The following is a 25,798-nucleotide window of genomic DNA, read 5'->3' as shown; positions in this document are numbered from 1 at the left end:
CATTCCTTCGATGAACATCACTGCATTCAGTCCACGTCTCGTACCTGACGCGCTTGGTATTTACCGCCCCCAGAGGAATGATGCGCATTACTCCTACCCGGACGATGGACATGAGCGCTGCATGCAGGTGGAGGACCGCTCATTCTGGTTCCGCCACCGCAACGACTGCATCGTTGCGTCGATGCGCCGGTTCCCGCCTCCTGCGGGTGTCTTTCTCGACATCGGCGGCGGCAACGGCTACGTTACGGCGCGCCTGCTTGCCGAAGGACATCAGGCCGTTTTGCTGGAGCCCGGCCCTGTAGGCGCCAGGAATGCACGTTTGGCCAGGGGAATCCCCACCGTGATCTGCGCCACCTTTGAGCACGCGGGCATCTTGCCCGCCTCGCTTGCGGCGTCGGGCATGTTCGATGTCATCGAACATATCGAGCGCGACGCGGCCTTTCTGGATCGTGTGGCCGACGCTTTGCAACCTGGTGGACGCGTGTATGCGACTGTGCCGAGCTACGCGTGGCTGTGGTCGCGTGCCGACATCTCCGCAGGGCATTTCAGACGGCACACCCGCGCGACACTGGACAAGCTTTTTTCGGCCCGCTTCGACATCCTTTACGCGACCTATTTCTTCACGGCGTTGGTGTTTCCGATCTGGCTGCTGCGATCGCTGCCCTACCGACTGGGACTGGGCAGGCGCGATGGACTGATGAGCAGCGAGGATGAACACGGATCCGGCGGCAGCTGGGCCGCCTCGCTGCTGGAGAAGATACTGCGCCCCGAGGTCCGGGCGATCGCCGCGGGCCGCACCTTACCCTTCGGCGCCAGTTGCCTGGTGGTGGCGCAAAAGAAGTCCGTCTGACGGCGGAACCGGCGCGCTCGGCGCGCGAAACCATGCGCCGCCCCGCGCGGAAGGGGTTTGCGCGCGCTGCCGATACGACGGACGCCCATCAGCCGAGCGGCACGCTCACGTCGTCGCCGCACGCGCCATGCTCACGCCCTGCTTTCAGGCCACGTACCCCTCGATCCCCGCCAGCCGCCGAACGAACACTTCCCAGCGACGCTCGGCGAGCTTTATGCGCAACGATTCGACGCGCGCGGCCCGCAACGCGGGGTTCTCCGAGAGGTCGCGGATCGACTTCACGTAAGCGGGCACGTCGTCGGCGGATGCCACCAAATCGGCGGCAGGAATGAAATCGGTGATTCCGCCCACATCGGGCGCCACGACCGGCAATCCTGCTGCCGCAGCCTCCAAAAGAACGTTCGGCATGCCGTCCCACGCCGTCGTGTACAGCAACGCCAGATGGTCGTCTTTGACCACATCATCGAAGCATGCGTAGGCGCCGTGCATGACGACGTTGGGCAACTTGCGCAGCATGTCCAGGTCGCCCTGCTCGCAAACACTCGTTCCGTGCACATCGAACCGGAAATCCGGCATGGCGGCCGCGATGCGCGCAAGCAGATCCGGGCGTTTCTGCCGGTCGAGCCTCCCTGCCCATAGGATCGCCTTGCCAGCGCCGCGGGTGGTTGGCGCCGCTGTAGCGGGGGCCGGGAAAGGGAGGACATTGAAAAGCGAGGCCGGTACGCCCATCGTCTGCACCCAGGCGCGCCATGTCCGCGTGTTGTCGCTGAGTATGCCATCGAGCATGGTGTAGCAGCGCGGCAGATAGCTGCGCGCGTAGCCCACGGGAACGCCATGCGGCGTAAAGTCGTCGCAGTACAACGAGGCGAAAATTCTCATGTGCTGGCGCAAGGCCAGACCGTTGCGCACGACGGCATCCCACCCAAGACGCGAGTTCATGATGTGGAATACACGCGGCGAAAGCTGCAGCAGCAGGCGCACGAGGACATCAAGTCGGTGCCCCGGCGCGAGCGGCGCCAGTGGCCGTCCGATGGGCAGGAACTGCACTTTCGCCGAGAGCCGGGAGGCCCATGGTGAATCCTGGTCCTCGGTCGCCATGACCAGGACGCGCCGATCCAGATCTTCGGCGAGCGCATTGGCGACATGGACCGCTCCAAGGTCGGCGCCCCCGGTCTTGAGCCAAGGCACGGCAATGGCTACATCGACCGGCCGCTCGACGGAGTGCCACAACTGCGCATAGACCTGTCCCGGCTGGTCATAACACCACGGTGCCGAATAAAAGCTAGCCCGTGCGATCGCTTCGTTTTCCGGATGCAGCTCCGGATCGATGGCGGCAAGCGCGCGCAATTCATCCTTGACCCAAGCGGGCAAGGCCGGCGGCTGCCAGGGCCGATCGCTGCTCAGCGAACCCGACATGTCGACCAACTGGCTGGCGTGCGCCGCCTGGATGCGTTCGGGAAACATGCCGCGCGCTACGCGCAATACGCCGGCCTTGAGCGCCAACTGCTTCTGTAGGGGCATGCGTGAAAACAAAGCGCGATCGAGCGCGCGATAGGTGGCTCTGAATACGCGGTACATGGCTCAGAGTTGCTCGAAAAAGATGGAGGGGCGGATCACCGCGCCGACCTGCTGATGAGCGATATTAAGGGAGCCGCCGTGTTTCCTCCGCTCGAAGCGGACGGTTCCGCGCGCAAGTCGGTGCACGAATCCATGCGCGATGGTCTCGCAGTTCCAATGCCAATCCTCGAAACCGAAACCCGCCTCGCCGACGCGCGAGACATGGTATGGGCATCGCTCGAAAACCGAGCGAGCCGCGAATGCGCATGCATTCCAATAGTTGGTGATCAACAACGCGCCGGGACGGTAGTACTCATCGAGCTGGTCGACTTGCCACCAGTAGGCGTTCCATGCGCCAAAGGCGAACATGATCTCCGGGTGATAGATGAATTTCTCGCCATGCTGGCGGATGAGTTCGACGCAGCGCGCGATCCAATTGGCCGAGAAATAATCGTCTCCGTCGAAAGTGCCGATATACCGGCCGCGCGCGTGTTGTATGGCGTGGTTACGGCAAGTAGACAGGTCTCTGTAGTCGACCTCGTGGAGTTGGTCGCCGGGGCGGAGCGCCTGGTGCCCTTTCACCACTCGCAACGTCTCGACATCGGCGTTGTCCAGCGTGATGACGAACTCGACGGACAAGCCGGCTTCCTCAGCGAATCGCCGGCACCGCTCGATCGAAAGCAACGTGGTGTGAGCCAGAAGGCCCTCGCGATGAAACGTAATGACCGCGCTCACGTCATGGCTTGTGTGCGACATCCTTCGCCTCAATCCCCTTCGGTTTTCCAAATATCCTGAACACGCGCCGGACGGCCGGTCAATCGCTCCCGCAACGAGAGCCGGCGATGCTGTGCGGCCTCATGGCACTGGCGCAGCGCACCGAAGCGCTCGCGGAGATCGTTCAGTTCGCGCTTCAGGTGCTGGTGTTCGTCTCGCAGTGTCGCCCGTCCGGCCTGTTCGATGGCCAACGACTTCTCCAGATCGGAGGCCCGTTGCGCCGTCGCCTCGGCCTGCTCGCGGAAACGCTCTTTCTCATGCCATACGAATTCCGCTTCGGCCTGCTTGGCGGCGAGGTGTCTTTCCAACGCATCCACCTTCTGCCGCAACGCGTCCGTCTGTTCGCGGAACCATTCTTTTTCGCGCCATAGGCCTTCCGCTTCGCCTTGACGCGACACCATCGCGGCTTGCAGGTCTCGAATAAAAGCCGCGGCGTCCGCTCCGCGCGCGGTGACACCCGCCGCTTTCGCCGCATCCTCCGAAAACTCGAACACCCTGGAAAGATCATCCAGGCAGCGGCCGAACATGGAAAGCCCTTGCTCGTAGACCGCGCCTATGTGCGCGATGCGCGCCCAGGCGCGACTGTCGTCCCTGGCGTCGAGGCACGCAGCGTAAATCGTGCTCGAAACATTCTCGCTCGGCGCCTCCAAAGCGTTGAAACGATGATGCCGCAACCCGCTGTCGAGAAAACCGCGCACCTCCTCCTCGATCCCGGGCGACGTAGATAGACCGATGTCGAGCTGTGCCTCCACGCGAGCGACCACCGACCGCCAGTCGTCGAAAAGTTCGCCATAGGCCACCATCGCGCGTTTGTGCTCGCGCGTGGCGCGTTCGGGCTCCAGGACATGCTGCGCCCAGAGCAGCTCCCCGATCGGAGGCATGCGCCGGTCTCGCACCCACATCGATTCGACGACTTCGCGAGGATCACGCACCACGAAAAGAAATCGTGGCTCGACGTCACGTTCGGCCAGAAGGTCGATCCACATGGGCACGAGCCGGCACAGCCGCGGGTCCTTGACACCCCATACCGGCAATCCGGAAAACTCTTTGTCGATCAAAGCATGCAACCGCTCGCGCGCTTTGGCGGCCGCAGGGTGGTGACGCCATCCTGCCGGCATGGGCGCGACGGAAGCCCACCTGTGGTCCAACGCGGAGAGCAACTGCTCATGGATCGCCACAACCTCACGGTGCTCCCAGAAGCCGCGAGGGTTATCAGCGGAAGCGGGCACGAAATCGCTGCCCAGGGGCAAGCCGCAGAGATTAAGCACTCTGGTCAACGCCGAAGTTCCGCTGCGATGCATGCCCAGCACGAGGAGAGCCTTCACGGCCATCATTAGGTTCCTGCTGCCTGCACCCGTCTCAACAGATCGACGCTCGGTTTGACGTCAAAATCCACCAGCGCCGTCGCCAGGCGCGAAGAGTCCGGCATGACACGAAACATCGCGACGTCGATGTGGCGGTCGACGAAATCGTCTCCCTCGCCCAGGTCTGCAACGACACCGGCATTGAGGAAATAAACGCCGGGCGCCAACAGGCAACGGAATCGGAAACGCACACGCGCGCTGCAACCGGCATCGACGACTTCAATGGCCTCATTCGGCGTCGCCGAGATCGCGCCGCCGAGTTCGAGGCCGGTGATCGACTTTATCAGCATGCCGAAGCGGACACGGCACAGGCTGCGGGCGAAATCCGCTCGGTATGAATAAACATACTCCCTCCCTGCATGCAGCACGTTGACCCGCCGCCCTGCGAGGGTGGTCAGCATCGCGTCGTGGATCGTGGCTCCTTTGGAAACGTATTGAATCGTGCTCTTGGGCACGAGATAGGGGTCGAAATATTCATCATCGACGGTGCGGGCAGGCAGCGATTCATCGCGCGTTCCCGCATCCTCGCCAAGCACGGGTTCACCGCCGCACCCTTCGGCGCGGATCTGCTCGCGTATCTCCCTGGCGCGGGACTCAGGCGCATAGAGCAGCTTGTGGTATCGGGAAACCACATACTTTGGCGTCCCCTCGACCAGCTGCTCTCCACGGTCGAGAAGGATGGCCCTGTCGCAAAGTTCGACCACGGTGCCTGCCGAATGCGAAACGAACAACACCGTGGCGCCGTTATCGCGGATCGCGTTGATGCGTGCAAAACACTTGCGCTGAAACGCCTCGTCGCCGACGGAAAGGGCTTCGTCGACGATGAGAATGTCCGGATCCACGTTGATCGCCACGGCGAATGCCAACCTCACGTACATGCCGCTCGAATAGTTCTTGACCGGTTGATCGATGAACTCGCCGATGTCGGCGAAAGCGGCGATCGCATCGAACCGCGCGTCGATTTCACTCTTGTCGAGCCCGAGGACGGTGGCGTTGAGGATCACGTTCTCGCGGCCGGTGAACTCCGGATTGAAGCCGGTACCAAGCTCCAGCAGCGCCGCGATTCTTCCATTGACCTTGGCATCGCCACGGGTGGGTGCGAGGGTGCCACAGATGATCTGCAGCAGCGTCGACTTCCCCGAACCGTTGCGCCCGACGATACCAACCGTTTCTCCGCGCCGAACATCAAAATTGATGTCCTTCAGTGCGTGAAACTCGCGGTACCAGCGTTGCTTCGGCCCCGGCATCACCATTTGCAGGAATCGATGGTGCGGCTTGTCGTATATCGGGAAGACTTTCGACAGATTGCGCACGGTGATGGCAACGTCAGAGCACATCTGCGAACCCTCGTCGCGTCTTCTCGAAGAACGCATGCCCAAGATACGCCACGCACAGCGCCAGCAGGCAATAGAGGCCGAGCCCGGACCAATCCGGGAACTCCTGCCATAGCATCACGTTGCGCGCCTGATCAATGATGAATGTCAGTGGATTGATAAAAAATACCCATCGATACGATTCCGGAATGACTTCGATGGGGAGCATCGCCGAGGAGAGGAAGAACATGGCCGTGGCCAACACGCTCACGATCTGGCCGATGTCCCTGAAGTAAACCCCGGCCGAAGCCAGGAACCACGCGACCCCGAGCGTCAAAATGAACAGCGGCAACAGCACAATGGGCGCGAATACCATCGTCCACGCCACGTCGCCATCCAACAGCAGTCGCAATACGATGAAAATCAGTATGTTGGTGCACAGATGGAAGAGCGCCGAAAACACCATCGACACCGGCAGCACTTCCAGAGGGAAGATGACGCGTTTGACGAAATTCTGGTTACTCACCACCAGCCCGGGCGAACGCGTCAGACACTCGGCGAAGAAACTGTGCACGATCACACCCACGAAAAGGATGATCGAATAATGGGTGTGCCCGGCCTCGAGTTGGGGCCACTTCGATTTCAGCACCGTGCCGAACGCGAACGTGTACACCATGAGCATGAGGAACGGGCTCATCAGCGACCACAGCAGGCCAAAACTGGCGCCGCGGTAACGTCCGAGAACATCGCGCTTCGCCAACTGGTAAGTCAACGCCCGATGGCGGATAAACGCGGAGATTGGAGCAAGCATACGCGGCAGCGGCACAAACGTGCGGTCCATTGTATCGACGCCCACAGGGCGTTCGGTGGCGTACATCGCCATTCACTCATTCGAGGGCCGACGCCAGCTCAGCCCGCAAATCATCGAGGTCCTCCACCCCCACCGACAAACGCACCAGCGCGTCGCTGATGCCGAGCCGCTTGCGGTTGGCCGGCGGCACCGAGGCGTGGGTCATGATCGCCGGATGCTCGATCAGGCTCTCGACGCCGCCGAGCGATTCGGCCAGCGCGAACAGCTCGCAGCGCTCCAGCATGCGCCGCGCCTTCCTCAGGCCGCCCTTCACCACGACGGAGACGATGCCGCCGAAACCGTCCATCTGCCGCCGCGCCAGCGCATGCTGCGGATGCGATTTGAGGCCGGGGTAGATCACGCACTCGATCGCCGGGTGCTGCTCCAGCCACTTCGCCAGTTCCAACGCGTTGGCGCAATGCGCGCGCATGCGCAGATGCAGCGTCTTCAGGCCGCGCATGGCCAGGAACGCGTCGAACGGGCCGGCCACGGCGCCGACCGAGTTCTGCAGGAATGCCATCCGCTCGACCAGCTCAGGATGGTCGCCGGCGACGACGATGCCGCCGACCATGTCGGAGTGGCCGTTGAGATACTTCGTCGCGGAGTGCAACACCAGGTGCGCGCCGTACTCCAGCGGGCGCTGCACCATCGGCGAGCTGAAGGTGTTGTCGACGACGAGGAGCAGGCCGTGCTTCTTCGCGAACGCGCCCAGCTTGGCCAGATCGACCAGCTTCAGCATCGGATTGGTCGGCGTTTCCGCCCAGATCATGCGCGTGTTCGGCTTCAGCGCCGCCTTCAGCGCCTGCATGTCGTCGAGGTCGATGAAGGTGAAATCGAGTCCCGCGGAACGGCGCCGCACGCGCTCGAACAGGCGGTAGGTGCCGCCGTAGAGGTCGTCCATCGCGATCACGTGGCTGCCCGAGTCGAGCAGGTCGAGCACGGTGGCGGCCGCGGCCAGCCCGGAGGCGAATGCGTAGCCCGCCTTGCCGCCCTCGAGGTCGGCCACGCAGCGCTCGTAGGCCATGCGCGTCGGGTTCTGCGTGCGCGAGTACTCGTAGCCCTTGTGCTTGCCGGGGCTGGCCTGCACGTAGGTCGAGGTCGCGTAGATCGGCGTCATGATCGCGCCGGTGGACGGATCGGGGCTCTGGCCGGCGTGGATGGCGCGGGTGCCGAGGCCGTGCAAGGCAGCTTTGTGCTTCTGGGCAGTCATAGCTGAGGGTGGCTACGCCGGAGGCGGATTGCCGATTCTACCCGTTAAGCGGTCGGCTGCCTGAATCGCCCGCCGATGCCGCTGTCTTCCGCGACGATTGACGAATGGCCCACACTGACGGCATAAACCCGCCATGTTGATCCCCCTGATCCTGAGTGGCGGCAGCGGCACGCGCCTGTGGCCGGTGTCGCGGCGCAACCTGCCCAAGCAGTTCCTCGCCCTCAGCGGCGACGGCACGCTGTTCCAGCAGACGGTGCAGCGGGCGGAACAGCTGCCCGACGCGGCACCGCCGATCGTGGTCGCCAGCGAGGACCACCGCTTCCTGGTCGCCGACCAATTGCTGGATGCGGGCGTGGAGGGTGCGGCGATCATCCTCGAGCCGCTGCCCCGCAATACCGCGCCCGCCATCGCGCTGGGCGCGCTGAAGGCAATGGCGAGCGATGCCGACGCCGTGCTGCTGGTGCTGCCGGCCGACCACCTGATCGGCGATCCCGCCAGCTTCCGCAACGCTGTCGCACGCGCACGGCCCGCCGCCCAGCAGGGATGGCTGGTGACCTTCGGGATACGCCCGGATCGACCGGACACCGGTTTCGGCTATATCCGCCGCGCCGATCCCATCGACGCGCACACGTATCGGGTCGGCCGGTTCGTCGAGAAGCCCGATCTCGCCACGGCGCAGTCCTACCTGGCCGACGGCGGCTACGAATGGAACTCGGGGATGTTTCTGTTCAAGGCATCCCGTTATCTGCAGGAGTTGCAGCAGCACGCGCCCGCCATGCTCGCGGCCGCGCGCGAGGCCTTCGCCTCCGCGCGCGCGGACCTCGATTTCATCCGCATCGATCGCGACGCTTTCGCCCGGGTGCCCGAGAACTCCATCGACTACGCGGTGATGGAGAAGACCGCGCACGCCGCGGTGGTACCGGTGGACTGCGCCTGGAGCGACATCGGATCCTGGTCGGCGCTGTGGCTTGCGGGCACGCGCGACGCGGACGGCAACCTGCGCGAAGGCGACACCGTCGCCATGAACACGCGCAATTCGCTGCTGCGCTCGCATGCGCGGCACCTCGTCGCCACGGTAGGCGTGGAAGACCTGATCGTGGTGACGACGCCGGATGCCACCCTGGTCGCCCATCGCGACGCCGCGCAGGACGTCAAGCGCGTCGTCGACGAGCTCAAGGCCTCGGGGCGCAGCGAACATGCGCTCCATCGCGTCGTGCATCGCCCGTGGGGCTGCTACGACTCGCTGGAGGCAGGCGAACGCTTCCAGGTGAAGCGCATCGTGGTCAAGCCGGGCGCCAGCCTCAGCCTGCAGAAGCACCACCACCGCGCCGAGCACTGGATCGTCGTCTCCGGCACCGCCGAGGTGACCTGCGACGACAAGGTCTTCCTGCTCGGCGAGAACCAGAGCACGTACATCCCGCTGGGCAGCGTGCATCGCCTGCGCAATCCCGGCAAGTTGCCGCTCGAATTGATCGAGGTGCAGTCCGGCAGCTACCTCGGCGAGGACGACATCGTCCGCTACGACGACGCCTACGGGCGCAGCTAAGGCGCCAGCCACGCAGGCTGCGGGGCGCACCGGGCGCCCACAGCGCGTCTACTGCACGCGCCGCCGCAGGTAGTTCAACAGGTCGATGCGGGTGATCAGGCCGAGGAATTTCTCGCCGTCCATCACGATGGCGACGTGGCCGGCGCCGAACACCGGCAGCAGCGCCTCGATCGGCGATTTCACGTCCAGCACCTGCAGCTTGCTGATCATCGCGGTCGAGACGGGATCGCGGAAACGCGCCTCGTCGCCGTAGACGTGCATCAGCACGTCGGACTCGTCGAGGATGCCGACGATGCGGTCGTCCTGCATCACCGGCAGCTGCGAGACGTCGTACAGCTTCATGCGGTTGTAGGCGGTGACCAGCAGGTCGCCCGGCGCGACGACGACGGTGTCGCGCTGGGCGTAGGGGCGCAGGATCAGGTCGCGCAGGTCGCCGTACGCCGGGCGCTCGAGGAAGCCGTTGTCGAGCATCCAGTAGTCGTTGTACAGCTTCGACAGGTACTTGTTGCCGGTGTCGCACACCAGGGTGACGACGCGCTTCGGCGCGGTCTGCTCGCGGCAGTACTTCAGCGCCGCGGCCAGCAGCGTGCCGGTGGAGGAGCCGCCGAGGATGCCTTCCTTCTGCAGCAGCTCGCGCGCGGTGAGGAAGCTCTCCTTGTCGGTGATCGCGTAGGCCTTCTTCACGCGGGAGAAGTCGCTGATCGACGGCAGGAAGTCCTCGCCGATGCCTTCCACCATCCAGCTCGCCGACTTGGTCGAGAGCGTGCCTTCGTTGATGTACTGGGCGAGGATCGAGCCGACCGGGTCGGCCAGGATCAGCTCGGTCTGCGGCGAGACGCGCGCGAAGTAGCGCGACAGGCCGGTCATCGTGCCGGAGGAGCCGCAGCCGAACACGATGGCGTCGACCTTGCCGTCCATCTGCTCGAAGATCTCCGGGCCGGTGGTTTCCTCGTGCGCGGCCGGATTGTCCGGGTTGCCGAACTGGTTGATGAAGTAGGCGCCCGGTGTCTCGTCGGCGATCTTCTCGGCCAGGTCCTGGTAGTACTCGGGATGGCCCTTGGCGACGTCCGAACGCGTCAGCACCACCTCCGCGCCCATCGCCTTCAGGTTGAAGATCTTCTCGCGGCTCATCTTGTCGGGCACCACCAGGATCAGGCGGTAACCCTTCTGCTGCGCGACCAGCGCCAGGCCGATGCCGGTGTTGCCGGCGGTGCCTTCGACCAGGGTGGCGCCGGGCTTGATCTTCCCGGCGCGCTCGGCGGCCTCGATCATCTTCAGGCCGATGCGGTCCTTGATCGAGCCGCCGGGGTTGGCGCTCTCCAGCTTCAGGAACAGCTCGCAGCGGCCGGTGTCGAGGCGCTGCGCCTTGACCATCGGCGTGTTGCCGATGAGCGCGAGGACGCTGGATTGGACCTTCATGCGGACTCCGTGCGGGGCGCCGCCGCGGCGGATGCCGCGGCGGCGGGGATGTCGTCGGCTCGATCTGCCCGCGTACGGGCAGGCACGGATGATAGCCGAGCCGGCGGCCGGCCCGCGATGCGGGCCGCAGGGGGATCCTTCAGTGGGTGCGTCCTCGGTGCAGCTCCCACATCTTCAGCAGGCGGTCCTTGGCCCGCAGCTTTTCGCGTTTCATGGTGGAGAGCGTGATGTCGTCCATGGGCAGCACGCCCAGTTCCGCGTCGCGAACCTTGCTGTCGAGCTCCTGGTGGTGCTGATAAAGGCGGCGGAACTCGCTATTCGCCTTCATCAGCGCCTCGACATCTTCTCGCTGCTGGTTCTCGAACATCGTCGGACCTCCTCTGGCGTACGACAGGGCGCGACGCCGCGCTGGCGAAGCGGCGTCGCGGTGGGGAAACGGGCGGGCCTGGCCGATCCATCGGGCGCCCGAGCGCCGCGGGAGACCGGCGCAGGCGGGCGGGAGGTCGGCGGGCAGGAGCATGCGGGAGTGACCGTCGCTGCGGGAGGGCCGCACGACCCTCCATGAGCCCGACGCTACTCCTTTGCGCAGGGGGGCGCAACCGCGCCCGCGCGCACCTGCGCAAAACCGCGACTGGATGTGAAAATATCGCTAAAACAACGGTTTGGCGTTCAACCGCCGACCAGGCTGACGACCACCCCGCCGTCGTGCCGGCCGCCGTTTCCGCTGGTGCTGATGCGGCCGGCGTCCACCCCGGCGGCGATCAGCGCGGCACGCACCGCGTCGGCCCGCTTGCGCGCCAGCGTCTTGCTGCCGCCGGCGTCGGCGTGGCCCTCGATGCGGATGCGCTTGGCCGGCTCGGCCTGCACGAATTCGATCACCCGGCCGAGGTGGCGCTTCGCCTCCGGACGCAGGCTGGTGCCGTCGGCGGCGAAGATGTCGGCGCCCAGGGTCATCTGCCGTCCGTTCGCTCCGGATTCGGCCTTGAGGTTGTCCAGGTTGCCCTGCATCGCCGCGACGGCGGCCTCGGCCAGCGAAGCCTCCTTGCGTGCCAGCGCCGCCGCGCGCGCCTGCGCGCGGGCCAGCTTGTGCGCCTGCTCGGCTTCCTTGCGCGCCTGCTCGGCCTGCTGCGCCGCCTCCTCGCCCTGCGCCTGCAGCCGCGCCGCCTCCTCGGCGGCGGCCAGGTTCTGCAGGCGCTGGCGCTCGAGTTCGGCGCGCACGGCCTCGGCGTCGCGGCGGCTGGCCTCCAGCAGGATGCGGTCGTGCTCGCGTTCGAGCAGGACCACCTTGCGCTGGGCGTCCTCGATCTGCGCGGCGGTGACCGCCAGGTCGATCAGCTTTTCGGCGAGGAACAGCGCGTGCGGGCGCGTCTTGCGGTCGGCGTCGCGCAACCGCTGCAGCGCGTCGCGGGCGCGGGCCTGTTCCCCCTGGGCGAAACCGCCCAGCGTCGGATCGGCGGCGAGCTGCGCGAGGCTGACGCCGAGCCGCTGGTAGTCCAGGTCCGGCTTGGCGGCGCGGGCGGTCGCGATGCCGGCGAGCAGCGCCGCGCCAAGGACGATCGGCAGGGAGTGGCGTCCCGTCACGGCTGGCCTCCGTCGGTCGTGCCTTGGCTGCCGGCGGGCCTCGGCGTGCTGCCGGCCGGGGCCGGCGCCAGCTCGATCTGCGGCAATTGCACGCTGCTGCTGGCCGCGGCCGGCGCGCTGCCGGCGGCCGCCGGCGCGGCCGCGGCGCGATCCAGCATCTCGGCGCGCAGCCGGGCGTTCTCGGCGGTGCGGTCCTGCACCTCCGCGCGCAGCTTGGCCAGCCGCGCGCGGGCGCGCGCCAGTTCGCCGGCCACCCCCGCCTCGTCGGCGAGGTCGGCGGCATCGGCGTATTTCTTCGCGGCCATCGCCGCCTTGGCGGCGTCCAGCTTCTGTTCGGCGAAGCCGAGGTCGACCGGCGCGTAGTCGCGGGCGCCGGCGGCGCGCGCCGACTCGACCTGCGCCTGGGCGCGCGCCAGCGCGTCGGTCGGCGGCGGGGTGGTGCCGCAGGCGGCCAGCGCCAGCAGCGCGAAAAGCGGAAGCGCGTATTGGATTTTTGCGAACGTACGTGCCATAAACGGCCCCTGCGAAGCGCGGGCTATTGTGGGGAACCGCGCTCCATCATTGCAATGCGGGCGGTCACATGGACATCGGTTACTTCCTGAAGCTGATGGTAGACAAGGGCGCGTCGGACATGTTCCTGACCACCGGCGCCCCGGTGAACATCAAGGTCGAGGGCAAGCTCTACCCCCTCGGCAACACCGGCCTGCCCAGCGGCATGGTCAAGAAGATCGCCTACTCGCTGATGGACGAAGGCCAGGTGCCGCAGTTCGAGCGCGACCTCGAGCTGAACATGGCGATCGCGGTGAAGGACGCCGGCCGCTTCCGCATCAACGTGTTCAAGCAGCGCGGCGAGGTCGGCATGGTGATCCGCGCGATCAAGAGCGAGATCCCGACGATCGACCAGCTCAAGCTGCCGCAGATCTTCAAGGACATCATCATGGAGCCGCGCGGCCTGATCCTGGTGGTCGGCGCCACCGGTTCGGGCAAGTCGACCACGCTGGCGGCGATGATCGACCACCGCAACGCCAACTCCTCCGGGCACATCCTCACCATCGAGGACCCGATCGAGTATCTGCACCGGCACAAGAAGTCGATCGTCAACCAGCGCGAGGTCGGCCTCGACACGCACAGCTACCACGAGGCGCTGAAGAACGCGATGCGCGAGGCGCCGGACGTGATCATGATCGGCGAGATCCGCGACGTCGACACGATGGAGGCGGCGATCGCGTTCTCCGAGACCGGCCACATCTGCCTGGCCACGCTGCACTCCAACAACGCCGACCAGACCATCGAGCGCATCCTCAATTTCTTCCCGGAATCGGCGCACAAGAACATCCTGATGAACCTGGCGCTGAACCTGAAGGCGGTGATCAGCCAGCGTCTGGTGGTCGGCAAGGACGGCCGCCGCCTGCCGGCGGTGGAGGTGCTGATCAACACGCCGCACATCCGCGACCTGATGCGTCGCGGCCAGGTGCACGAGATCAAGGACGCGATGGACCGCAGCCTGCAGGACGGCATGCAGACCTTCGACCAGTCGCTGTACCGCCTCTACAAGGAAGGCAAGATCGAGCTGGAGGAAGCGCTGGCCAAGGCCGACTCCCGCGACGGCCTGGCGCTGAAGATCCGCCTCGCCGAAGGCGGCGGCGGCAACACGCTGGGCGAGCCCGATCCCTACGACGTCAACGCGTTCTGAGCGCGGCGGTCATTCCGGTCTGGGCGCGTCCGGCTGCGCTTCCGGGCGCGCGCGCTGGAAGGCGTCCAGCTGCATGCAGGCGTCGTGGATGCGGCGGATGGTCGGATACGGCTCCAGCGACAGCCCCCAGCGTTGCGCGTTGTACACCTGCGGCACCAGGCAGAGGTCGGCGTAGCCGGGCGTGTCCGCCTCGCAGAAGCGGCCGGTGCAGGGGTTGTCGGCCAGCAGCTTCTCCAGCGCGTCGAAGCCGGCGGCGATCCAATGCCGCATCCACTGCTCGCGCTCGACCTGCGGCACGTTGAACTCGCGATCGAGGTACTGCAGCACGCGCAGGTTGCCGAGCGGATGGATGTCGCAGGCGACGATCTGCGCCAGCGCACGCACGCGCGCGCGGTCGCGCGCCGCCACCGGCAACAGCTTGGTTTCGCCCTCGTAGGCTTCCTCGAGATACTCGACGATGGCCAGCGACTGGCGGATCACCCGCTCGCCGTCCTTCAGCACCGGCACCAGTTCCTGCGGGTTGAGCGCGCGGTAGGCCGGCAGATGCTGCTCGCCGCCTTCGCGCACCAGATGCACGGGACGGATCGCATACGGCAGCCCCTTCAGGTTGAGGGCGATGCGCACGCGGTACGACGCGCTGGAACGCCAATAGCTGTAGAGCACCAGTCCGTATTGCATGAACGTCCTCCGCGTGCCGCCGGGATCGCGCAGCGTACGCCGAGCCGCGGTGGCTTTGAAGGGCCGATTTGCCTGCCCCGCGGCGGCCGCGGACAATACGCGGCTCGTTCGCCGGCACGCCGCGGCGCGGATGCCTCCTTTTCCACGATACGGAACCGAAACCATGGCCGTCCTCCGCATGACCGACCTCGACCTGCACGGCAAGCGCGTGCTGATCCGGGAAGACCTCAACGTGCCGATCAAGGACGGCAGGATCACCTCGACGCAGCGCCTCGACGCCGCCCTGCCCACGCTGCGCCTGGCGCGCGAGGCCGGCGCGCGGGTGATGGTGATGTCGCACCTCGGCCGGCCGAAGGAGGGCGTGTTCGAGGAATCCGAGTCGCTGGCGCCGGTCGCCGACTGGCTGAGCCAGGCGCTGGGCTGCCCGGTGCGTCTGGTGCGCGACTATCTCGGCGGCGTCGACGTCGCGCCCGGCGAGGTGGTGCTGCTGGAGAACTGCCGCATGAACGTCGGCGAGGGCAAGGACGACGAGACGCTGGCGAAGAAGTACGCCGCGCTGTGCGACGTGTTCGTGATGGACGCGTTCGGCACCGCGCACCGCGCGCAAGCCTCCACGCACGGGGTGGCGAAGTTTGCCCCGGTCGCCTGCGCCGGCCCGCTGCTCGGCGCCGAGCTGGACGCGCTGGCCAGGGCGCTGCACGCGCCGGCGCGACCGCTGCTGGCGATCGTCGCCGGCTCCAAGGTGTCGACCAAGCTGACCCTGCTGGAGAACCTGGTCGCCCGCGTCGACCAGCTGATCGTCGGCGGCGGCATCGCCAACACCTTCATCCTCGCCGCCGGCCACGGCATCGGCAAGTCGCTGGCCGAGCCGGACCTGCTGGATGCCGCACGCAAGGTGATCGCCGACGCCAAGGCGCGCGGCGCCGAGGTGCCGATCCCGAGCGACGTGGTGGTGGCGCCGGAGTTCTCGGCGACCGCGCCGGCGACGGTCAAGCCGGTCGATCAGGTCGGTGCCGATGAGATGATCCTCGACATCGGCCCCGAAACCAGCGCGCGCTACGCCGCGCTGATCGCCAAGGCCGGCACGGTGGTATGGAACGGCCCGGTCGGCGTGTTCGAGTTCGACGCCTTCGGCCGCGGCACCGAGACGCTGGCGAAGGCCATCGCCGCATCGAACGCCTTCTCCATCGCCGGCGGCGGCGACACCCTGGCCGCGGTCGACAAGTACGGCGTGGAGAGCGGCATCTCCTACATCTCCACCGGCGGCGGCGCGTTCCTCGAATTCCTCGAGGGCAAGACCCTGCCGGCGGTGGCGGTGCTGGAGCAGCGCGCGAAGGGTTGAGCGCGAACGTGCTCTGCCTGTTCGACCTCGACGGCACGCTGATCGACTCCGAGCGCGGCATCCTCGCCTGCATGCGCCACGCCTTCGCGTGCATGGGCGTCGAGGCGCCGCCGGCGGAAACGCTGCGCGGCTGGATCGGCCCGCCGCTGCGGCAGACGTTTCCGGACGTGGTCGGCGACGATCCCGCGCGGGTCGAGCAGGCCGTGTGCCATTACCGCGAGCGCTTCGACGCCGTCGGCTGGGCCGAGCACGAGGTCTACACGGGCATGCCGGACCTCATCGAGGCGCTCGCCGCCGACGGTCATCGCCTCGCGATCGTGACCACCAAGATGCGCCCGCAAGCCGAACGGATCGTCGCCCACCTGCCGTTCGGCGGCGCCTTCGCGCGCGTCTACGGGCCGGACGCCGAAGGTCGCCATTGCAGCAAGGCGGCGATGATCGCCGCCGCACTGGCCGACTTCGGCGCCGCGCCCGGCGACACCGCCATGATCGGCGACCGCCGCTTCGACATCGAAGGCGCGCGCGCCAACGCGGTCGCCGGCATCGGCGTGCTGTGGGGCTTCGACAGCCGGGAGGAACTGCAGGCCGCCGGCGCCGATGCGCTGGCGCGCGATCCCGGTCACCTGGGCCGCCTGCTGACAGCCTGAGCCTCTCCCGGCCCGCGGCGATTGGTTCCGGCCGCGCGCCCCCCCAAAAAACGATGCCGCGCAGGCGCGGCATCGTCATCAGCCCGCAAACGCAGATCAGCGCAGCGTGCGCTTCACCGCGTCCATGACGTTGGCGACGGTGAAGCCGAAGTGCTCGAACAGCACGTGCGCCGGCGCGGACGCGCCGAAGCTCGTCATGCCGATCACCGCGCCGTCCAGGCCGACGTACTTGCGCCAGTAGTCGGCGGTGCCGGCCTCGATCGCCACGCGCGCGCGGCACCACGACGGCAGCACGCCCTCGCGGTACTCCACGGGCTGCGCGTCGAACACCTCCGCGCACGGCATCGACACCACGCGCACGGCGATGCCCTGCTGCGCCAGCGCGCGCATCGCTTCCATCGCCAGCTCCACCTCCGAGCCGGTGGCGATCAGGATCGCCTGGAACTTCGCCTCGGGCGGATCGGACAGCACGTAGGCGCCACGCGCGATCGCGGCGAGCTGGGCCTCGTCGCGCGGCTGGTGCGCGAGGTTCTGCCGCGAGAACACCAGGCAGGTCGGGCCGTCGCGGCGCTCGATCGCCGCCTTCCACGCCGCCGCCGATTCCACCGCGTCGCACGGGCGCCACACGTGGTTGCGCGGGATGTAGCGCAGGCTGGCCAGGTGCTCGACCGGCTGGTGGGTGGGGCCGTCCTCGCCGAGGCCGATGGAGTCGTGCGTGTAGACGTGGATCACGCGCGCCGGGATCAGCGCGGACATGCGCACGGCGTTGCGTGCGTAGTCGGAGAACACCAGGAAGGTGGCGTCGTAGGGCAGGAAGCCGCCGTGCAGGGCGAGGCCGTTGGCGATCGCGCTCATGCCGAACTCGCGCACGCCGAAGTAGACGTAGTTGGCGCGGCCGTCACTGCCGTTGACGTCCTTCGAGCCCTTCCACACGGTCAGGTTGGAGCCGGCGAGGTCGGCGGAACCGCCGATCAGCTCCGGCAGCAGCGGGCCGTAGGCGTCCAGCGCCATCTGCGAGGCCTTGCGCGAGGCGACCACCGGGCCTTCCGCCTGCAGGCGGCGGATGTAGGCCTCGGCGTGCGCTTGCCAGCCGGCCGGCAGTTCGCCGGCCAGACGCCGCTTGAACTCCGCGGCCAGTTCCGGGTAGGCCTGCTCGTAGCGCGCGAACAGCGCGTTCCATGCGGCTTCGCGCTCGGCGCCCTTGGCCTCGGCGTTCCAGGCGTCGTAGATCGCGTCGGGGATCACGAACGGCGGGTGCGTCCAGCCGAGCTGCTGGCGCGCGAGGGCGACCTCGTCCTTGCCGAGCGGGGCGCCGTGGCTGACCTCCTTGCCCTGCTTGTTCGGCGCGCCGAAGCCGATCACGGTCTTGCAGCAGATCAGCGTCGGCTTCCCGGGATCGAGCGCAGCCGAGACCAGCGCCGCCTTGATCGCCTCCGGATTGTGGCCGTCGACGTCGCGGATCACCTCCCAGCCGTAGGCCTCGAAGCGCTTCGGCGTGTCGTCGGTGAACCAGCCGTGCACTTCGCCGTCGATGGAGATGCCGTTGTCGTCGTACAGCACGATCAGCTTGCCGAGCTTGAGCGTGCCGGCCAGCGAGGCGGCCTCGTGCGAGATGCCCTCCATCATGCAGCCGTCGCCGGCGAACACGTAGGTGTAGTGGTCGACGATCGGAAAGCCTTCGCGGTTGAAGCGCGCCGCCAGCACTTTCTCCGCCAGCGCCATGCCGACGGCGTTGGCGAGGCCCTGGCCGAGCGGACCGGTGGTGGTCTCCACGCCGGGCGCTTCGCGCGCTTCCGGATGGCCGGGGGTCCGCGAGTGCAACTGGCGGAAACGCTTCAGCTCCTCGATCGGCAGGTCGTAGCCGGTCAGGTGCAGCAGCGCGTACTGCAGCATCGAGCCGTGGCCGTTGGAGAGCACGAAGCGGTCGCGGTTGGGCCAGCCGGGATTGCCGGGGTTGTGGCTGAGGAAGTCGTTCCACAGCACCTCGGCGATGTCGGCCATGCCCATCGGCATGCCCGGATGACCGGACTTCGCCGCCTCCACGGCGTCCATCGCGAGGGCGCGGATGGCGTTGGCAAGTTCGCGGCGCGTCGGCATCGGGATCTCCGGGAAAGGCGGGCAACAAAGCCGAAATTGTCGCCGATGGGGCGGCGTTTGTCGCGCGCTCAGGTTCCTGAGCAAATACTGAACGCATGAGTGTTGTAATTGCGTTCAGGGCGCCCCAACTACGGTCGCCGCGTGACCCGGCCGCGATGGCGAACAAAGGCCGGGCACCTTCGCCGCGACGCATCCCCGCGCCGCGGTTTCCAACAAAGATCGGAGATTCTCCCCATGAAGAAGTCCCTGACTGCCCTCGCCCTCATCGCCGCCGGCGTCGCCGCGGCCCCGGCCTTCGCCCAGGACGGCGGCGCCACCAACGGCTGGTTCGTCAACGGCAACGTCGGCCAGGCCTCGGTCAACAAGGGCCCGTACGACGACAGCGACACCGGTTACGCCGTCAACGGCGGCTACCGCTGGGCGGTGAGCCCGTCGGCGCTGCTCGGCGTCGAGGTGGGCTACAACGACCTCGGCAACATCAAGCTGAAGAACGTCTTCAACAGCGATCCGGTGGTGGCCCACGACAAGTCGCACCTGCACGGCTGGACGGCGGGCGTGAACGGCCACTTCAACTTCACGCCGAACTGGTACGCCAGCGCGCGCGCCGGCATCTACGGCTGGACCGGCCACGGCGTCAACGACAACGGCACGGCGCCGGTGCGCATCAGCGCCGACAACACCGACTGGTACGGCGGCGTCGGCTTCGGCTACGACTTCAGCAACAACTTCGGCGTCGGCCTGAACTACGACTACTACAAGGCCGACAACAAGGGCCTCGACCTCAGCACCGACATGTGGTCGGTGAGCGCCGAGTACCGCTTCTGACGAGCGGCCGCCGCGGCGCCGGCGCACCCGGCGCCGCGGCCCCTTGAAGGTCCGCGCGCCGCGCGGACCAACCCATCCAGGCATCCGCGGACGGCGCCCGCCGTTCCGCCGGCGGCGTGCCGTCCGCGGATGGAGAACGAGAGGAGTGACCCCGTGCATATCAAGATGCCGAGTGCCGCGATCGCCGTCGCCGCGGCGGCCCTGCTGGCGGCTCCGAGCCACGCGGCCGAAACCGATGCCGCGGCGTCCGCCGCGCAGACTTCCGGCTGGTTCGCCAACGTCGGCGCCGGCCAATCCACGTTCAACCACTATCCGTACCGCGAGAACGACACCGCCGGCCAGGCCAGCTTCGGCTACCGCTGGGCCGCGGGTCCGGCGCTGTTCGGCGTCGAGGCCGGCTACGCCGACCTCGGCAACTTCCGGCCGAAATCCTCGGCCAGCGTCAGCGGCTACGACCCCGCGCGCCTGCGCGGTTACACGTTGGGCGTGAACACGCACGTCAACGTCGCCAGCCACTGGTATCTCAGCGGCCGCCTGGGCGCGTTCGACTGGATCGGCGGACGCACCTACACGGACGCCGCCGGCGTGCCGGTGAACTACGACCACGACAACCGCGGCTGGGGCGTCGACTACTACGCCGGCGTCGGCGCGGGCTACGACTTCAACCCGCACCTCAGCCTCGGCCTGAACTACGACTACTTCCGCGCCAAGCAGGACACGGTGAACCTGAGCGGCGGCCTGACCACGGTTTCCGCCGAGTACCGCTTCTGACGCGGCGGGCGCGGCGCGCGGGCGCCGCGCCTTCCCATCGACATGCGCCGCGCGCCCCACACGCGCGGCGCAGCCAGGGTTCGAAGGCCGGACACAGGGCCTTCCGACCGGCCCGCGCAGGCGGGCCGCGTGTGGCCACGAGCACCGACGCCTCGGGACAGGCGCCGCCCCTCCCCCCGCTCGCACCACACTCTCCAACTGAACGGGCGCCGTACGGCGCCCGTTCTTTTCCTCACGCCTTGACCCAACGCATGGCGGGCCGACGCACGCGTCCCTAAAATCGCCGTGCTGCGCTCACAGGAATCGAGCGCGGCAGGGAGCGCCGACCGCGCATCGGCCGGCGGCGCCGAAACATCGCCAGACTACAGGACATCCGAAAATGAAGAAGAGCATGCTTGCGCTCGCGCTCGTCGCCTGCGCCTTCGCTGTCCCGACCCTCAGCCAGGCCGCCGACTACAGCAACGGCGCCTTCATCAACGGCCAGGCCGGCCAGTCCAAGCTGAAGGGCATCCACGCCTCCGACGACACCGACACCGGCTTCGCCATCAACGCCGGCTACCGCTGGGCGGTGTCGCCGTCCGTGCTGCTCGGCGTCGAAGGCGGCTACGTCGACCTCGGCAAGTTCACCGACCGGGCCCCCGGCGCCAGCGCCGAGTTCAAGCTGAGCGGCTGGAATGCCGGCGTCAACGGCAAGTTCGCCATCGCCGACCAATGGTACTTCTCCGCGCGCGCCGGCTTCTTCAGCGCGCACCGCAAGCTGAGCGGCAATGCCTTCGGCATCTCCGTCAGCGGCAGCGACACCAAGAGCAAGTACTACGGCGGCATCGGCTTCGGCTACGACTTCAGCAACAACGTCAGCGTCGGCCTGAACTACGACCGCTACTGGGCCAACGACTCCGACGTCGACGCCAAGGGCGACCTGCTGTCGGTCGGCGCCGAGTACCGCTTCTGACGCAGCCGCGCATCGCCCAGGCGATGCCGCAAACGAAAACGGGCGCCGCGAGGCGCCCGTTTTTTCGTCCCCTGGCGCTACCGCTCAGGCGGCCTTGGACCACTGGCCGAGCGCGGCGAGGCCGTTCTCCTTGGCGCGCTGCGCGACGGTCTTCTGCGCGGCGGCGAAGTTGCCGGTCATGTCCTTGGCCCACAGCTTCAACGCGGCCTGCTGCATGGCGCGGCCGTAGGAGAACGACAGCGGCCACGGATGCGGGCCCATCTGGTTCATCGCGTTCAGGTGCGCGGTGGCCTGCTCGTCGCTCTGGCCGCCGGACAGGAACACGATGCCCGGCAGCGCGGCCGGCACGGTGGTCTTCAGGCAGCGGATGGTGGCCTCGGCAACTTCATCGATGTTGGCCTGCTCCGGGCAGTCCTTGCCGGACAGCACCATGCTGGCCTTGAGGATGGTGCCCTCGAGCATCACGTTGTGCTCGTACAGCGAGGCGAACAGGCTGCGCAGCGTGGCCTCGGTGACGTCGTAGCAGACGTCGATGTCGTGGTCGCCGTCCATCAGCACTTCCGGCTCGACCATCGGCACCAGCCCCGCCTCCTGGCACAGCGCGGCGTAGCGCGCCAGCGCGTGGCAGTTGGCGTCGATGCAGGTGGAGCTCGGCATGTCCTCGCCGATGGTGATCACCGCGCGCCACTTGGCGAACTTGGCGCCGAGGCGCGCGTACTCGTTCAGGCGGTCGCGCAGACCGTCCAGGCCCTCGGTCACCACCTCGCCGGGGAAGCCGGCCAGCGGGAACGGCCCCTTGTCCACCTTGATGCCCGGCAGGATGCCGTTGTCCATCATCACCTTGGTGAACGGCACGCCGGCCTTGGTCGACTGACGGATGGTCTCGTCGAAGAGGATCGCGCCGGAGATGTGCTCGTTCAGGCCCGGCGTGGTCAGCAGCATCTCGCGGTAGGCGCGGCGATGCTCCTCGGTGTTCTCCACGCCGACGGCATCGAAGCGCTTCTTGATGGTGTTGTTCGACTCGTCGATCGCGATGATGCCCTTGCCCGGGGCGACCATCGCCTGGGCGATGCTCTCAAGCTGTTCGATGCTCATGACCACTCCGAAAAAACGATGCGGGACGTGCCCGGCCGATGCGCCGCCTCCGCCGGAGCGCGGCTCCCTCCCGAGGGGAATGCGCATTATAGGCCAGCCGCCGCTCCGCTGCCCGGAGCTGGCCGGGTTCAGCCGGCCGGCCCGCCGTAGCCGGGCAGCCGGCAGGCCGCGCCGATGCGGTCGCGCTCGGCCTGCACCTCAGCCTGCGCCGCCGAGGAGGCGTCGGCCGGCGGCCGCGGCAGGTTGAACGGCACGATCAGGTAGGTGCGCACCGGCTCGCGGGCCAGATTCCCCGGCGCGAACGCATAGCGCATGTTCGCCACCAGGCTCATCGCGACCTTGCCGAGATCGCCCGGCGGCACCACGCGCTCCAGCTTGAGATCGTAGGTGGCGCCGTCGGAGCCGATGGTGTAGCTGACCGCGGCGCAGCTCGGCTTGTCGAGGTTCCGGCCCGAGATCGGCGCGTCGGCGGTGAGGTCGGCGCGGTTGGACAGGATCCAGTAATGCTCCAGCCGCTCCGGCGCGACGCGGCGGGTGGCGGCTTCGGCCGTCGCGGCCGTGGCGAGTAGCGCGGCACAAGCCAGCATATGCCCGATGCGCAAGCAACGTTCGCGAGCTTTCATGTCCGTCTCCGCCACGTGGCCGGATGAGCAATCTACCAGCGCGACGCCCGCTTGACGATCCGGCGCCGTTTCGCCCAAAGCTTGCGCAAGGCCGGCGGCGCGCGATCTGCGTCAGATCAAGCCGGCAACGCGGCTTTCCGGGAGGGTCCGCACACATCGGCCGACGTCAAGCCCGCTTTCGCGGGCACGACGGCTGATTCGGGGTTTCCCGGCGACATGTCCAGGCGGCGCCGGGCGCGGCTCACAGATCGCGCAGGCTCTCGGCGATGCCGTCCGGCCCCACGCGCAGCAGCTTCAGCGTGTTGGTGCCGCCGAGGCGGCCGGTGTGGTCGCCGTGGGTGAGGATCACGCGGTCGCCTTCGCCGAGCGCGCCCAGCGCGAACAGGTGCTGCACCGCGCTGCGGGCGACGTGCGCGGGATCGACCTCGCCCGGATCGAAGCGCACCGGCACGACGTCGCGCAGCAGCAGCATGCGCCGGCGCGCGGGGTCGCTGCGCGACAGCGCGTAGATCGGCACCGCCGAGCGGTAGCGCGACAGCCACTGCGCGGTGGCGCCGGATTCGGTCAGCGCGACGATCGCGCGCGCGCCGACGCGGCCGGCGAGGAACATCGCCGCCATGGCGATCGCCTGGTCGGTGCGGTCGAGCTGGGCGGCGACCTGCGACAGATCCTCGGTGGGCTCGAACTGCCGCTCGGCGCCGAGGCAGATGCGGCGCATCGCCGCCACCGCCTTGTCGGGGTGGCGGCCGGAGGCGGATTCCTGCGACAGCATCACCGCGTCGGTGCCGTCGATCACCGCGTTGGCGACGTCCAGCACCTCGGCACGGGTCGGGATCGGCGCCTCCACCATCGACTGCAGCATCTGCGTGGCGGTGATCACCGCGCGGTTGCGCGCCAGCGACTCGCGGATGATCTTCTTCTGCAGGCCGGGCAGCTCGGCGTCGCCGATCTCCACGCCGAGGTCGCCGCGCGCCACCATCACCGCGTCGGCGGCGTCGATGATCTCGCCGAGCGCGTCGATCGCCTCGGCGCGCTCGATCTTGGCGACCAGCGCGGCGTGGCCGCCGGCGGCGCGCAGCAGCGCGCGCGCCTCCTCGAGGTCGGCGGCGCTGCGCACGAAGGAGACGGCGAGGAAATCGGCGTCCAGCTGCGCGGCCAGGCGGATGTCGGCGCGGTCCTTGTCGGACAGCGCGGCGACGCTCAAGCCTCCGCCCTGGCGGTTCAGGCCCTTGCGGTCGGACAGGCGGCCGCCGAAGCGCACGCGGCAGCGCACCTCCGGCGGCGCCACCTCGACCACGTCCAGCGCGATCAGGCCGTCGTCCAGCAGCAGCACGTCGCCGGCGTGCACGTCGCCGGGCAGGCCGAGGTAGCTGACGCCGACGCGACTGGCGTCGCCGGGCGGCGCGTCGGCGCGGCAGTCCAGCGTGAACGGCTGGCCGACGGCCAGCTCGGCGGCGCCGGCGGCGAAGCGCTCGATGCGGATCTTCGGTCCCTGCAGGTCGGCCAGCACGCCGACCTCGCGGCCGATCGCGGCGGCGGCTTCGCGCAGCGCGGCGGCGCGGCGCCGGTGGTCGTCGGCGGTGCCGTGCGAGAGGTTCAGGCGGACCACGTCGACGCCCTCCTCCAGCAGCCGGGTCAGCATGCCGGGCGCGTCGGTGGCGGGGCCGAGGGTGGCTAGGATCTTGGTGCGGCGGATCGTGCTCATGCGCGCCAAGCTAGCACAGGCCGGCGGCCATGCCGCGACCGCCGCATACGTTTTCAGCGCGCCAGCGCGCGGTTCAGCAGCGCGGCGAGGCGCGCGCCGGCTTCGCGCAGGCGGCGTTCGGCCAGCGGCCGGCGCGAGGCGAGGTAGGCGTCGTCGATGACGCGGCCGCGCGGATACACGCCGTCGTCGCGCACGATGCGGCAGGACTCCTGCGCCCACTGCGCCGGCGGGTCGTCCAGCGGCGGCGTCGGCGGCGGCAGCGACACCGGACCGTCGTCGTCGAGGGCGTCGGCGTAGGCCCGCCAGCGCAACCCGCGCGCATCCAGCAACAGCGAGTCCCACACCGCGTGCAGGTTGGTGCCTTCGCCGCGATAGCGCACCTGGTAGTCGTTGCCGCCCTTGTCGTCGCGGTAGCCGGCGTGCAGCGGCTGGTGCACGTCGGCGACGAAGTGCACGACGAACTTCAGCGCCTCGCGGCGCTCGGCGTCGGGGCGGCGGCGGTCGGCGAGGATCGCCGCGTAGCGGTCGATGGCGGCGACCACGCACTGGCCGTCGCGGCAGTCGCGCGGCGGCACGTAGTCGCAGTCGGCGCTGCGGAAGTTGACGTAGTGCAGCTTGCGCGTGCGCTCCGCCAGCTCGGCCTGCGCCGGGTCGTCGCGAATGTCGTCGGCCCAGGTGGCGACGTCGGCCAGGGTGCGCCCATGCTCGGGCGCCAGCAGGCGCTCCGCTTCGGCGCGCGCGGCGGGCGTCAGCCGTCGCTGCGCCAGTTCGGCGACGACACGGTGGCCCAGCGGGCCCCAAGCCGCGGCGGGCGCGGCGACGGCGGCGGCCAGCAGGCAGGCGATCCAGCGCAATCGGGACATGGGAAAGAACGAGGTCGGGGAGGAAGGCTCGCGAGTGTGCCAC

The 25,798-nt window shown here is 68.1% G+C and carries 24 protein-coding genes; 8 read left to right on the top strand and 16 right to left on the bottom strand.

Going from position 1 to position 25,798, the window contains the following annotated elements:
* Window positions 1–10 precede the first annotated feature (10 nt).
* Window positions 11–850, top strand: a complete 840-nt coding sequence (locus MBSD_RS04800; protein ID WP_187300556.1) for a class I SAM-dependent methyltransferase — start codon at window positions 11–13, stop codon at window positions 848–850.
* A gap of 144 nt (window positions 851–994) precedes the next feature.
* On the opposite strand, the gene MBSD_RS04795 is transcribed toward MBSD_RS04800, so the two are convergent.
* From MBSD_RS04795 to MBSD_RS04770, 6 genes are read right to left on the bottom strand one after another with little or no spacing between them, the layout of a single operon-like run.
* Entirely contained in the window at window positions 995–2,428 is a 1,434-nt protein-coding gene (locus tag MBSD_RS04795; protein WP_082306487.1) for a glycosyltransferase family 4 protein, read from the bottom strand.
* 3 nt (window positions 2,429–2,431) lie between these two features.
* On the bottom strand, window positions 2,432–3,142 hold the full coding sequence (locus tag MBSD_RS04790) for a glycosyltransferase family 2 protein (protein ID WP_187300555.1): 711 nt from the start codon (window positions 3,140–3,142) through the stop codon (window positions 2,432–2,434).
* Window positions 3,143–3,171: 29 nt separating this feature from the next.
* The gene (locus tag MBSD_RS04785) at window positions 3,172–4,512 is read right to left on the bottom strand and encodes a sulfotransferase family protein (protein ID WP_187300554.1); all 1,341 of its coding nucleotides are present in this window, start codon (window positions 4,510–4,512) and stop codon (window positions 3,172–3,174) included.
* 2 nt (window positions 4,513–4,514) lie between these two features.
* On the bottom strand, window positions 4,515–5,882 hold the full coding sequence (locus MBSD_RS04780) for an ABC transporter ATP-binding protein (protein ID WP_062535574.1): 1,368 nt from the start codon (window positions 5,880–5,882) through the stop codon (window positions 4,515–4,517).
* A complete protein-coding gene (locus MBSD_RS04775; protein WP_336603250.1) occupies window positions 5,872–6,735 on the bottom strand; it encodes an ABC transporter permease in 864 nt (287 codons plus the stop codon). The genes MBSD_RS04780 and MBSD_RS04775 overlap by 11 nt, the downstream gene beginning before the upstream one ends.
* Window positions 6,736–6,745: 10 nt before the next feature.
* Window positions 6,746–7,918: a trans-sulfuration enzyme family protein gene (locus MBSD_RS04770; protein ID WP_062535572.1), complete on the bottom strand. Its 1,173-nt coding sequence runs from the start codon at window positions 7,916–7,918 to the stop codon at window positions 6,746–6,748.
* Between the two features lie 133 nt (window positions 7,919–8,051).
* Between MBSD_RS04770 and MBSD_RS04765 the strand changes: the two genes are divergently transcribed.
* Window positions 8,052–9,464, top strand: a complete 1,413-nt coding sequence (locus MBSD_RS04765) for a mannose-1-phosphate guanylyltransferase/mannose-6-phosphate isomerase (protein ID WP_062535570.1) — start codon at window positions 8,052–8,054, stop codon at window positions 9,462–9,464.
* A gap of 48 nt (window positions 9,465–9,512) precedes the next feature.
* Here MBSD_RS04765 and MBSD_RS04760 read toward each other — a convergent pair whose 3' ends face one another.
* From MBSD_RS04760 to MBSD_RS04745, 4 genes are all read right to left on the bottom strand, one after another.
* Window positions 9,513–10,883 carry a pyridoxal-phosphate dependent enzyme gene (locus MBSD_RS04760; RefSeq protein WP_062535568.1) on the bottom strand — a complete coding sequence of 457 codons (1,371 nt, stop codon included), beginning with the start codon at window positions 10,881–10,883 and terminating at the stop codon, window positions 9,513–9,515.
* Window positions 10,884–11,022: 139 nt separating this feature from the next.
* The gene (locus MBSD_RS04755) at window positions 11,023–11,250 is read right to left on the bottom strand and encodes an HP1242/YdcH family protein (protein ID WP_062535566.1); all 228 of its coding nucleotides are present in this window, start codon (window positions 11,248–11,250) and stop codon (window positions 11,023–11,025) included.
* A gap of 302 nt (window positions 11,251–11,552) precedes the next feature.
* The gene (locus MBSD_RS15345; RefSeq protein WP_187300553.1) at window positions 11,553–12,464 is read right to left on the bottom strand and encodes an OmpA family protein; all 912 of its coding nucleotides are present in this window, start codon (window positions 12,462–12,464) and stop codon (window positions 11,553–11,555) included.
* Entirely contained in the window at window positions 12,461–12,976 is a 516-nt protein-coding gene (locus MBSD_RS04745; protein WP_062535564.1) for a DUF4398 domain-containing protein, read from the bottom strand. The genes MBSD_RS15345 and MBSD_RS04745 overlap by 4 nt, the downstream gene beginning before the upstream one ends.
* A gap of 68 nt (window positions 12,977–13,044) precedes the next feature.
* Between MBSD_RS04745 and MBSD_RS04740 the strand changes: the two genes are divergently transcribed.
* Window positions 13,045–14,157 (top strand): PilT/PilU family type 4a pilus ATPase, encoded by a 1,113-nt coding sequence (locus MBSD_RS04740; protein WP_062535562.1) that lies wholly within the window; start codon window positions 13,045–13,047, stop codon window positions 14,155–14,157.
* A 9-nt stretch (window positions 14,158–14,166) separates the two neighbouring features.
* Here the strand turns inward: MBSD_RS04740 and maiA are convergent, their stop codons facing one another.
* Window positions 14,167–14,835 (bottom strand): maleylacetoacetate isomerase, encoded by a 669-nt coding sequence (gene maiA, locus MBSD_RS04735; RefSeq protein WP_062535560.1) that lies wholly within the window; start codon window positions 14,833–14,835, stop codon window positions 14,167–14,169.
* Between the two features lie 163 nt (window positions 14,836–14,998).
* Here maiA and MBSD_RS04730 point away from each other — a divergent pair, with 163 nt between their 5' ends.
* Both MBSD_RS04730 and MBSD_RS04725 read left to right on the top strand, forming a co-directional pair.
* Window positions 14,999–16,177, top strand: a complete 1,179-nt coding sequence (locus MBSD_RS04730) for a phosphoglycerate kinase (protein ID WP_062535559.1) — start codon at window positions 14,999–15,001, stop codon at window positions 16,175–16,177.
* Complete coding sequence (locus MBSD_RS04725) at window positions 16,174–16,824, top strand: HAD hydrolase-like protein (RefSeq protein ID WP_336603249.1); 651 nt, start codon at window positions 16,174–16,176, stop codon at window positions 16,822–16,824. The genes MBSD_RS04730 and MBSD_RS04725 overlap by 4 nt, the downstream gene beginning before the upstream one ends.
* Window positions 16,825–16,920: 96 nt before the next feature.
* Here MBSD_RS04725 and tkt read toward each other — a convergent pair whose 3' ends face one another.
* Entirely contained in the window at window positions 16,921–18,921 is a 2,001-nt protein-coding gene (gene tkt / locus MBSD_RS04720) for a transketolase (protein ID WP_062535557.1), read from the bottom strand.
* A gap of 234 nt (window positions 18,922–19,155) precedes the next feature.
* Between tkt and MBSD_RS04715 the strand changes: the two genes are divergently transcribed.
* From MBSD_RS04715 to MBSD_RS04705, 3 genes are all read left to right on the top strand, one after another.
* Window positions 19,156–19,746 carry an outer membrane protein gene (locus MBSD_RS04715; RefSeq protein WP_062535555.1) on the top strand — a complete coding sequence of 197 codons (591 nt, stop codon included), beginning with the start codon at window positions 19,156–19,158 and terminating at the stop codon, window positions 19,744–19,746.
* A gap of 153 nt (window positions 19,747–19,899) precedes the next feature.
* Window positions 19,900–20,517: an outer membrane protein gene (locus MBSD_RS04710; RefSeq protein ID WP_187300552.1), complete on the top strand. Its 618-nt coding sequence runs from the start codon at window positions 19,900–19,902 to the stop codon at window positions 20,515–20,517.
* A 379-nt stretch (window positions 20,518–20,896) separates the two neighbouring features.
* Complete coding sequence (locus MBSD_RS04705) at window positions 20,897–21,469, top strand: outer membrane protein (protein ID WP_062535551.1); 573 nt, start codon at window positions 20,897–20,899, stop codon at window positions 21,467–21,469.
* A gap of 84 nt (window positions 21,470–21,553) precedes the next feature.
* On the opposite strand, the gene MBSD_RS04700 is transcribed toward MBSD_RS04705, so the two are convergent.
* From MBSD_RS04700 to MBSD_RS04685, 4 genes are all read right to left on the bottom strand, one after another.
* Window positions 21,554–22,564: a class I fructose-bisphosphate aldolase gene (locus tag MBSD_RS04700; RefSeq protein ID WP_062535549.1), complete on the bottom strand. Its 1,011-nt coding sequence runs from the start codon at window positions 22,562–22,564 to the stop codon at window positions 21,554–21,556.
* 128 nt (window positions 22,565–22,692) lie between these two features.
* The gene (locus MBSD_RS04695; RefSeq protein ID WP_062535547.1) at window positions 22,693–23,151 is read right to left on the bottom strand and encodes a hypothetical protein; all 459 of its coding nucleotides are present in this window, start codon (window positions 23,149–23,151) and stop codon (window positions 22,693–22,695) included.
* A gap of 277 nt (window positions 23,152–23,428) precedes the next feature.
* Entirely contained in the window at window positions 23,429–24,892 is a 1,464-nt protein-coding gene (pyk, locus tag MBSD_RS04690; protein WP_062535545.1) for a pyruvate kinase, read from the bottom strand.
* Between the two features lie 53 nt (window positions 24,893–24,945).
* Window positions 24,946–25,755: a S1/P1 nuclease gene (locus MBSD_RS04685; protein ID WP_062535543.1), complete on the bottom strand. Its 810-nt coding sequence runs from the start codon at window positions 25,753–25,755 to the stop codon at window positions 24,946–24,948.
* Window positions 25,756–25,798: the final 43 nt, after the last annotated feature.

This window comes from Mizugakiibacter sediminis (assembly GCF_000953855.2).
Lineage (GTDB): Bacteria > Pseudomonadota > Gammaproteobacteria > Xanthomonadales > Rhodanobacteraceae > Mizugakiibacter > Mizugakiibacter sediminis.
This window is presented reverse-complemented; position numbering and strand designations above follow the sequence as displayed.

What these genes read in the sequence shown, in the direction of transcription:
- MBSD_RS04765 (WP_062535570.1), top strand. Translation starts at nt 8,052, where the DNA reads ATGTTGATCCCCCTGATCCTGAGTGGCGGCAGCGGCACGCGCCTGTGG.
- MBSD_RS04760 (WP_062535568.1), bottom strand. Translation starts at nt 10,883, where the DNA reads ATGAAGGTCCAATCCAGCGTCCTCGCGCTCATCGGCAACACGCCGATG.
- MBSD_RS04685 (WP_062535543.1), bottom strand. Translation starts at nt 25,755, where the DNA reads ATGTCCCGATTGCGCTGGATCGCCTGCCTGCTGGCCGCCGCCGTCGCC.
- MBSD_RS04705 (WP_062535551.1), top strand. Translation starts at nt 20,897, where the DNA reads ATGAAGAAGAGCATGCTTGCGCTCGCGCTCGTCGCCTGCGCCTTCGCT.
- tkt (WP_062535557.1), bottom strand. Translation starts at nt 18,921, where the DNA reads ATGCCGACGCGCCGCGAACTTGCCAACGCCATCCGCGCCCTCGCGATG.
- MBSD_RS04780 (WP_062535574.1), bottom strand. Translation starts at nt 5,882, where the DNA reads ATGTGCTCTGACGTTGCCATCACCGTGCGCAATCTGTCGAAAGTCTTC.
- pyk (WP_062535545.1), bottom strand. Translation starts at nt 24,892, where the DNA reads ATGAGCACGATCCGCCGCACCAAGATCCTAGCCACCCTCGGCCCCGCC.
- MBSD_RS04755 (WP_062535566.1), bottom strand. Translation starts at nt 11,250, where the DNA reads ATGTTCGAGAACCAGCAGCGAGAAGATGTCGAGGCGCTGATGAAGGCG.
- maiA (WP_062535560.1), bottom strand. Translation starts at nt 14,835, where the DNA reads ATGCAATACGGACTGGTGCTCTACAGCTATTGGCGTTCCAGCGCGTCG.
- MBSD_RS04785 (WP_187300554.1), bottom strand. Translation starts at nt 4,512, where the DNA reads ATGGCCGTGAAGGCTCTCCTCGTGCTGGGCATGCATCGCAGCGGAACT.
- MBSD_RS04700 (WP_062535549.1), bottom strand. Translation starts at nt 22,564, where the DNA reads ATGAGCATCGAACAGCTTGAGAGCATCGCCCAGGCGATGGTCGCCCCG.
- MBSD_RS04745 (WP_062535564.1), bottom strand. Translation starts at nt 12,976, where the DNA reads ATGGCACGTACGTTCGCAAAAATCCAATACGCGCTTCCGCTTTTCGCG.
- MBSD_RS04800 (WP_187300556.1), top strand. Translation starts at nt 11, where the DNA reads ATGAACATCACTGCATTCAGTCCACGTCTCGTACCTGACGCGCTTGGT.
- MBSD_RS04740 (WP_062535562.1), top strand. Translation starts at nt 13,045, where the DNA reads ATGGACATCGGTTACTTCCTGAAGCTGATGGTAGACAAGGGCGCGTCG.
- MBSD_RS04770 (WP_062535572.1), bottom strand. Translation starts at nt 7,918, where the DNA reads ATGACTGCCCAGAAGCACAAAGCTGCCTTGCACGGCCTCGGCACCCGC.
- MBSD_RS04695 (WP_062535547.1), bottom strand. Translation starts at nt 23,151, where the DNA reads ATGCTGGCTTGTGCCGCGCTACTCGCCACGGCCGCGACGGCCGAAGCC.
- MBSD_RS04775 (WP_336603250.1), bottom strand. Translation starts at nt 6,735, where the DNA reads ATGTACGCCACCGAACGCCCTGTGGGCGTCGATACAATGGACCGCACG.
- MBSD_RS04730 (WP_062535559.1), top strand. Translation starts at nt 14,999, where the DNA reads ATGGCCGTCCTCCGCATGACCGACCTCGACCTGCACGGCAAGCGCGTG.
- MBSD_RS04795 (WP_082306487.1), bottom strand. Translation starts at nt 2,428, where the DNA reads ATGTACCGCGTATTCAGAGCCACCTATCGCGCGCTCGATCGCGCTTTG.
- MBSD_RS04715 (WP_062535555.1), top strand. Translation starts at nt 19,156, where the DNA reads ATGAAGAAGTCCCTGACTGCCCTCGCCCTCATCGCCGCCGGCGTCGCC.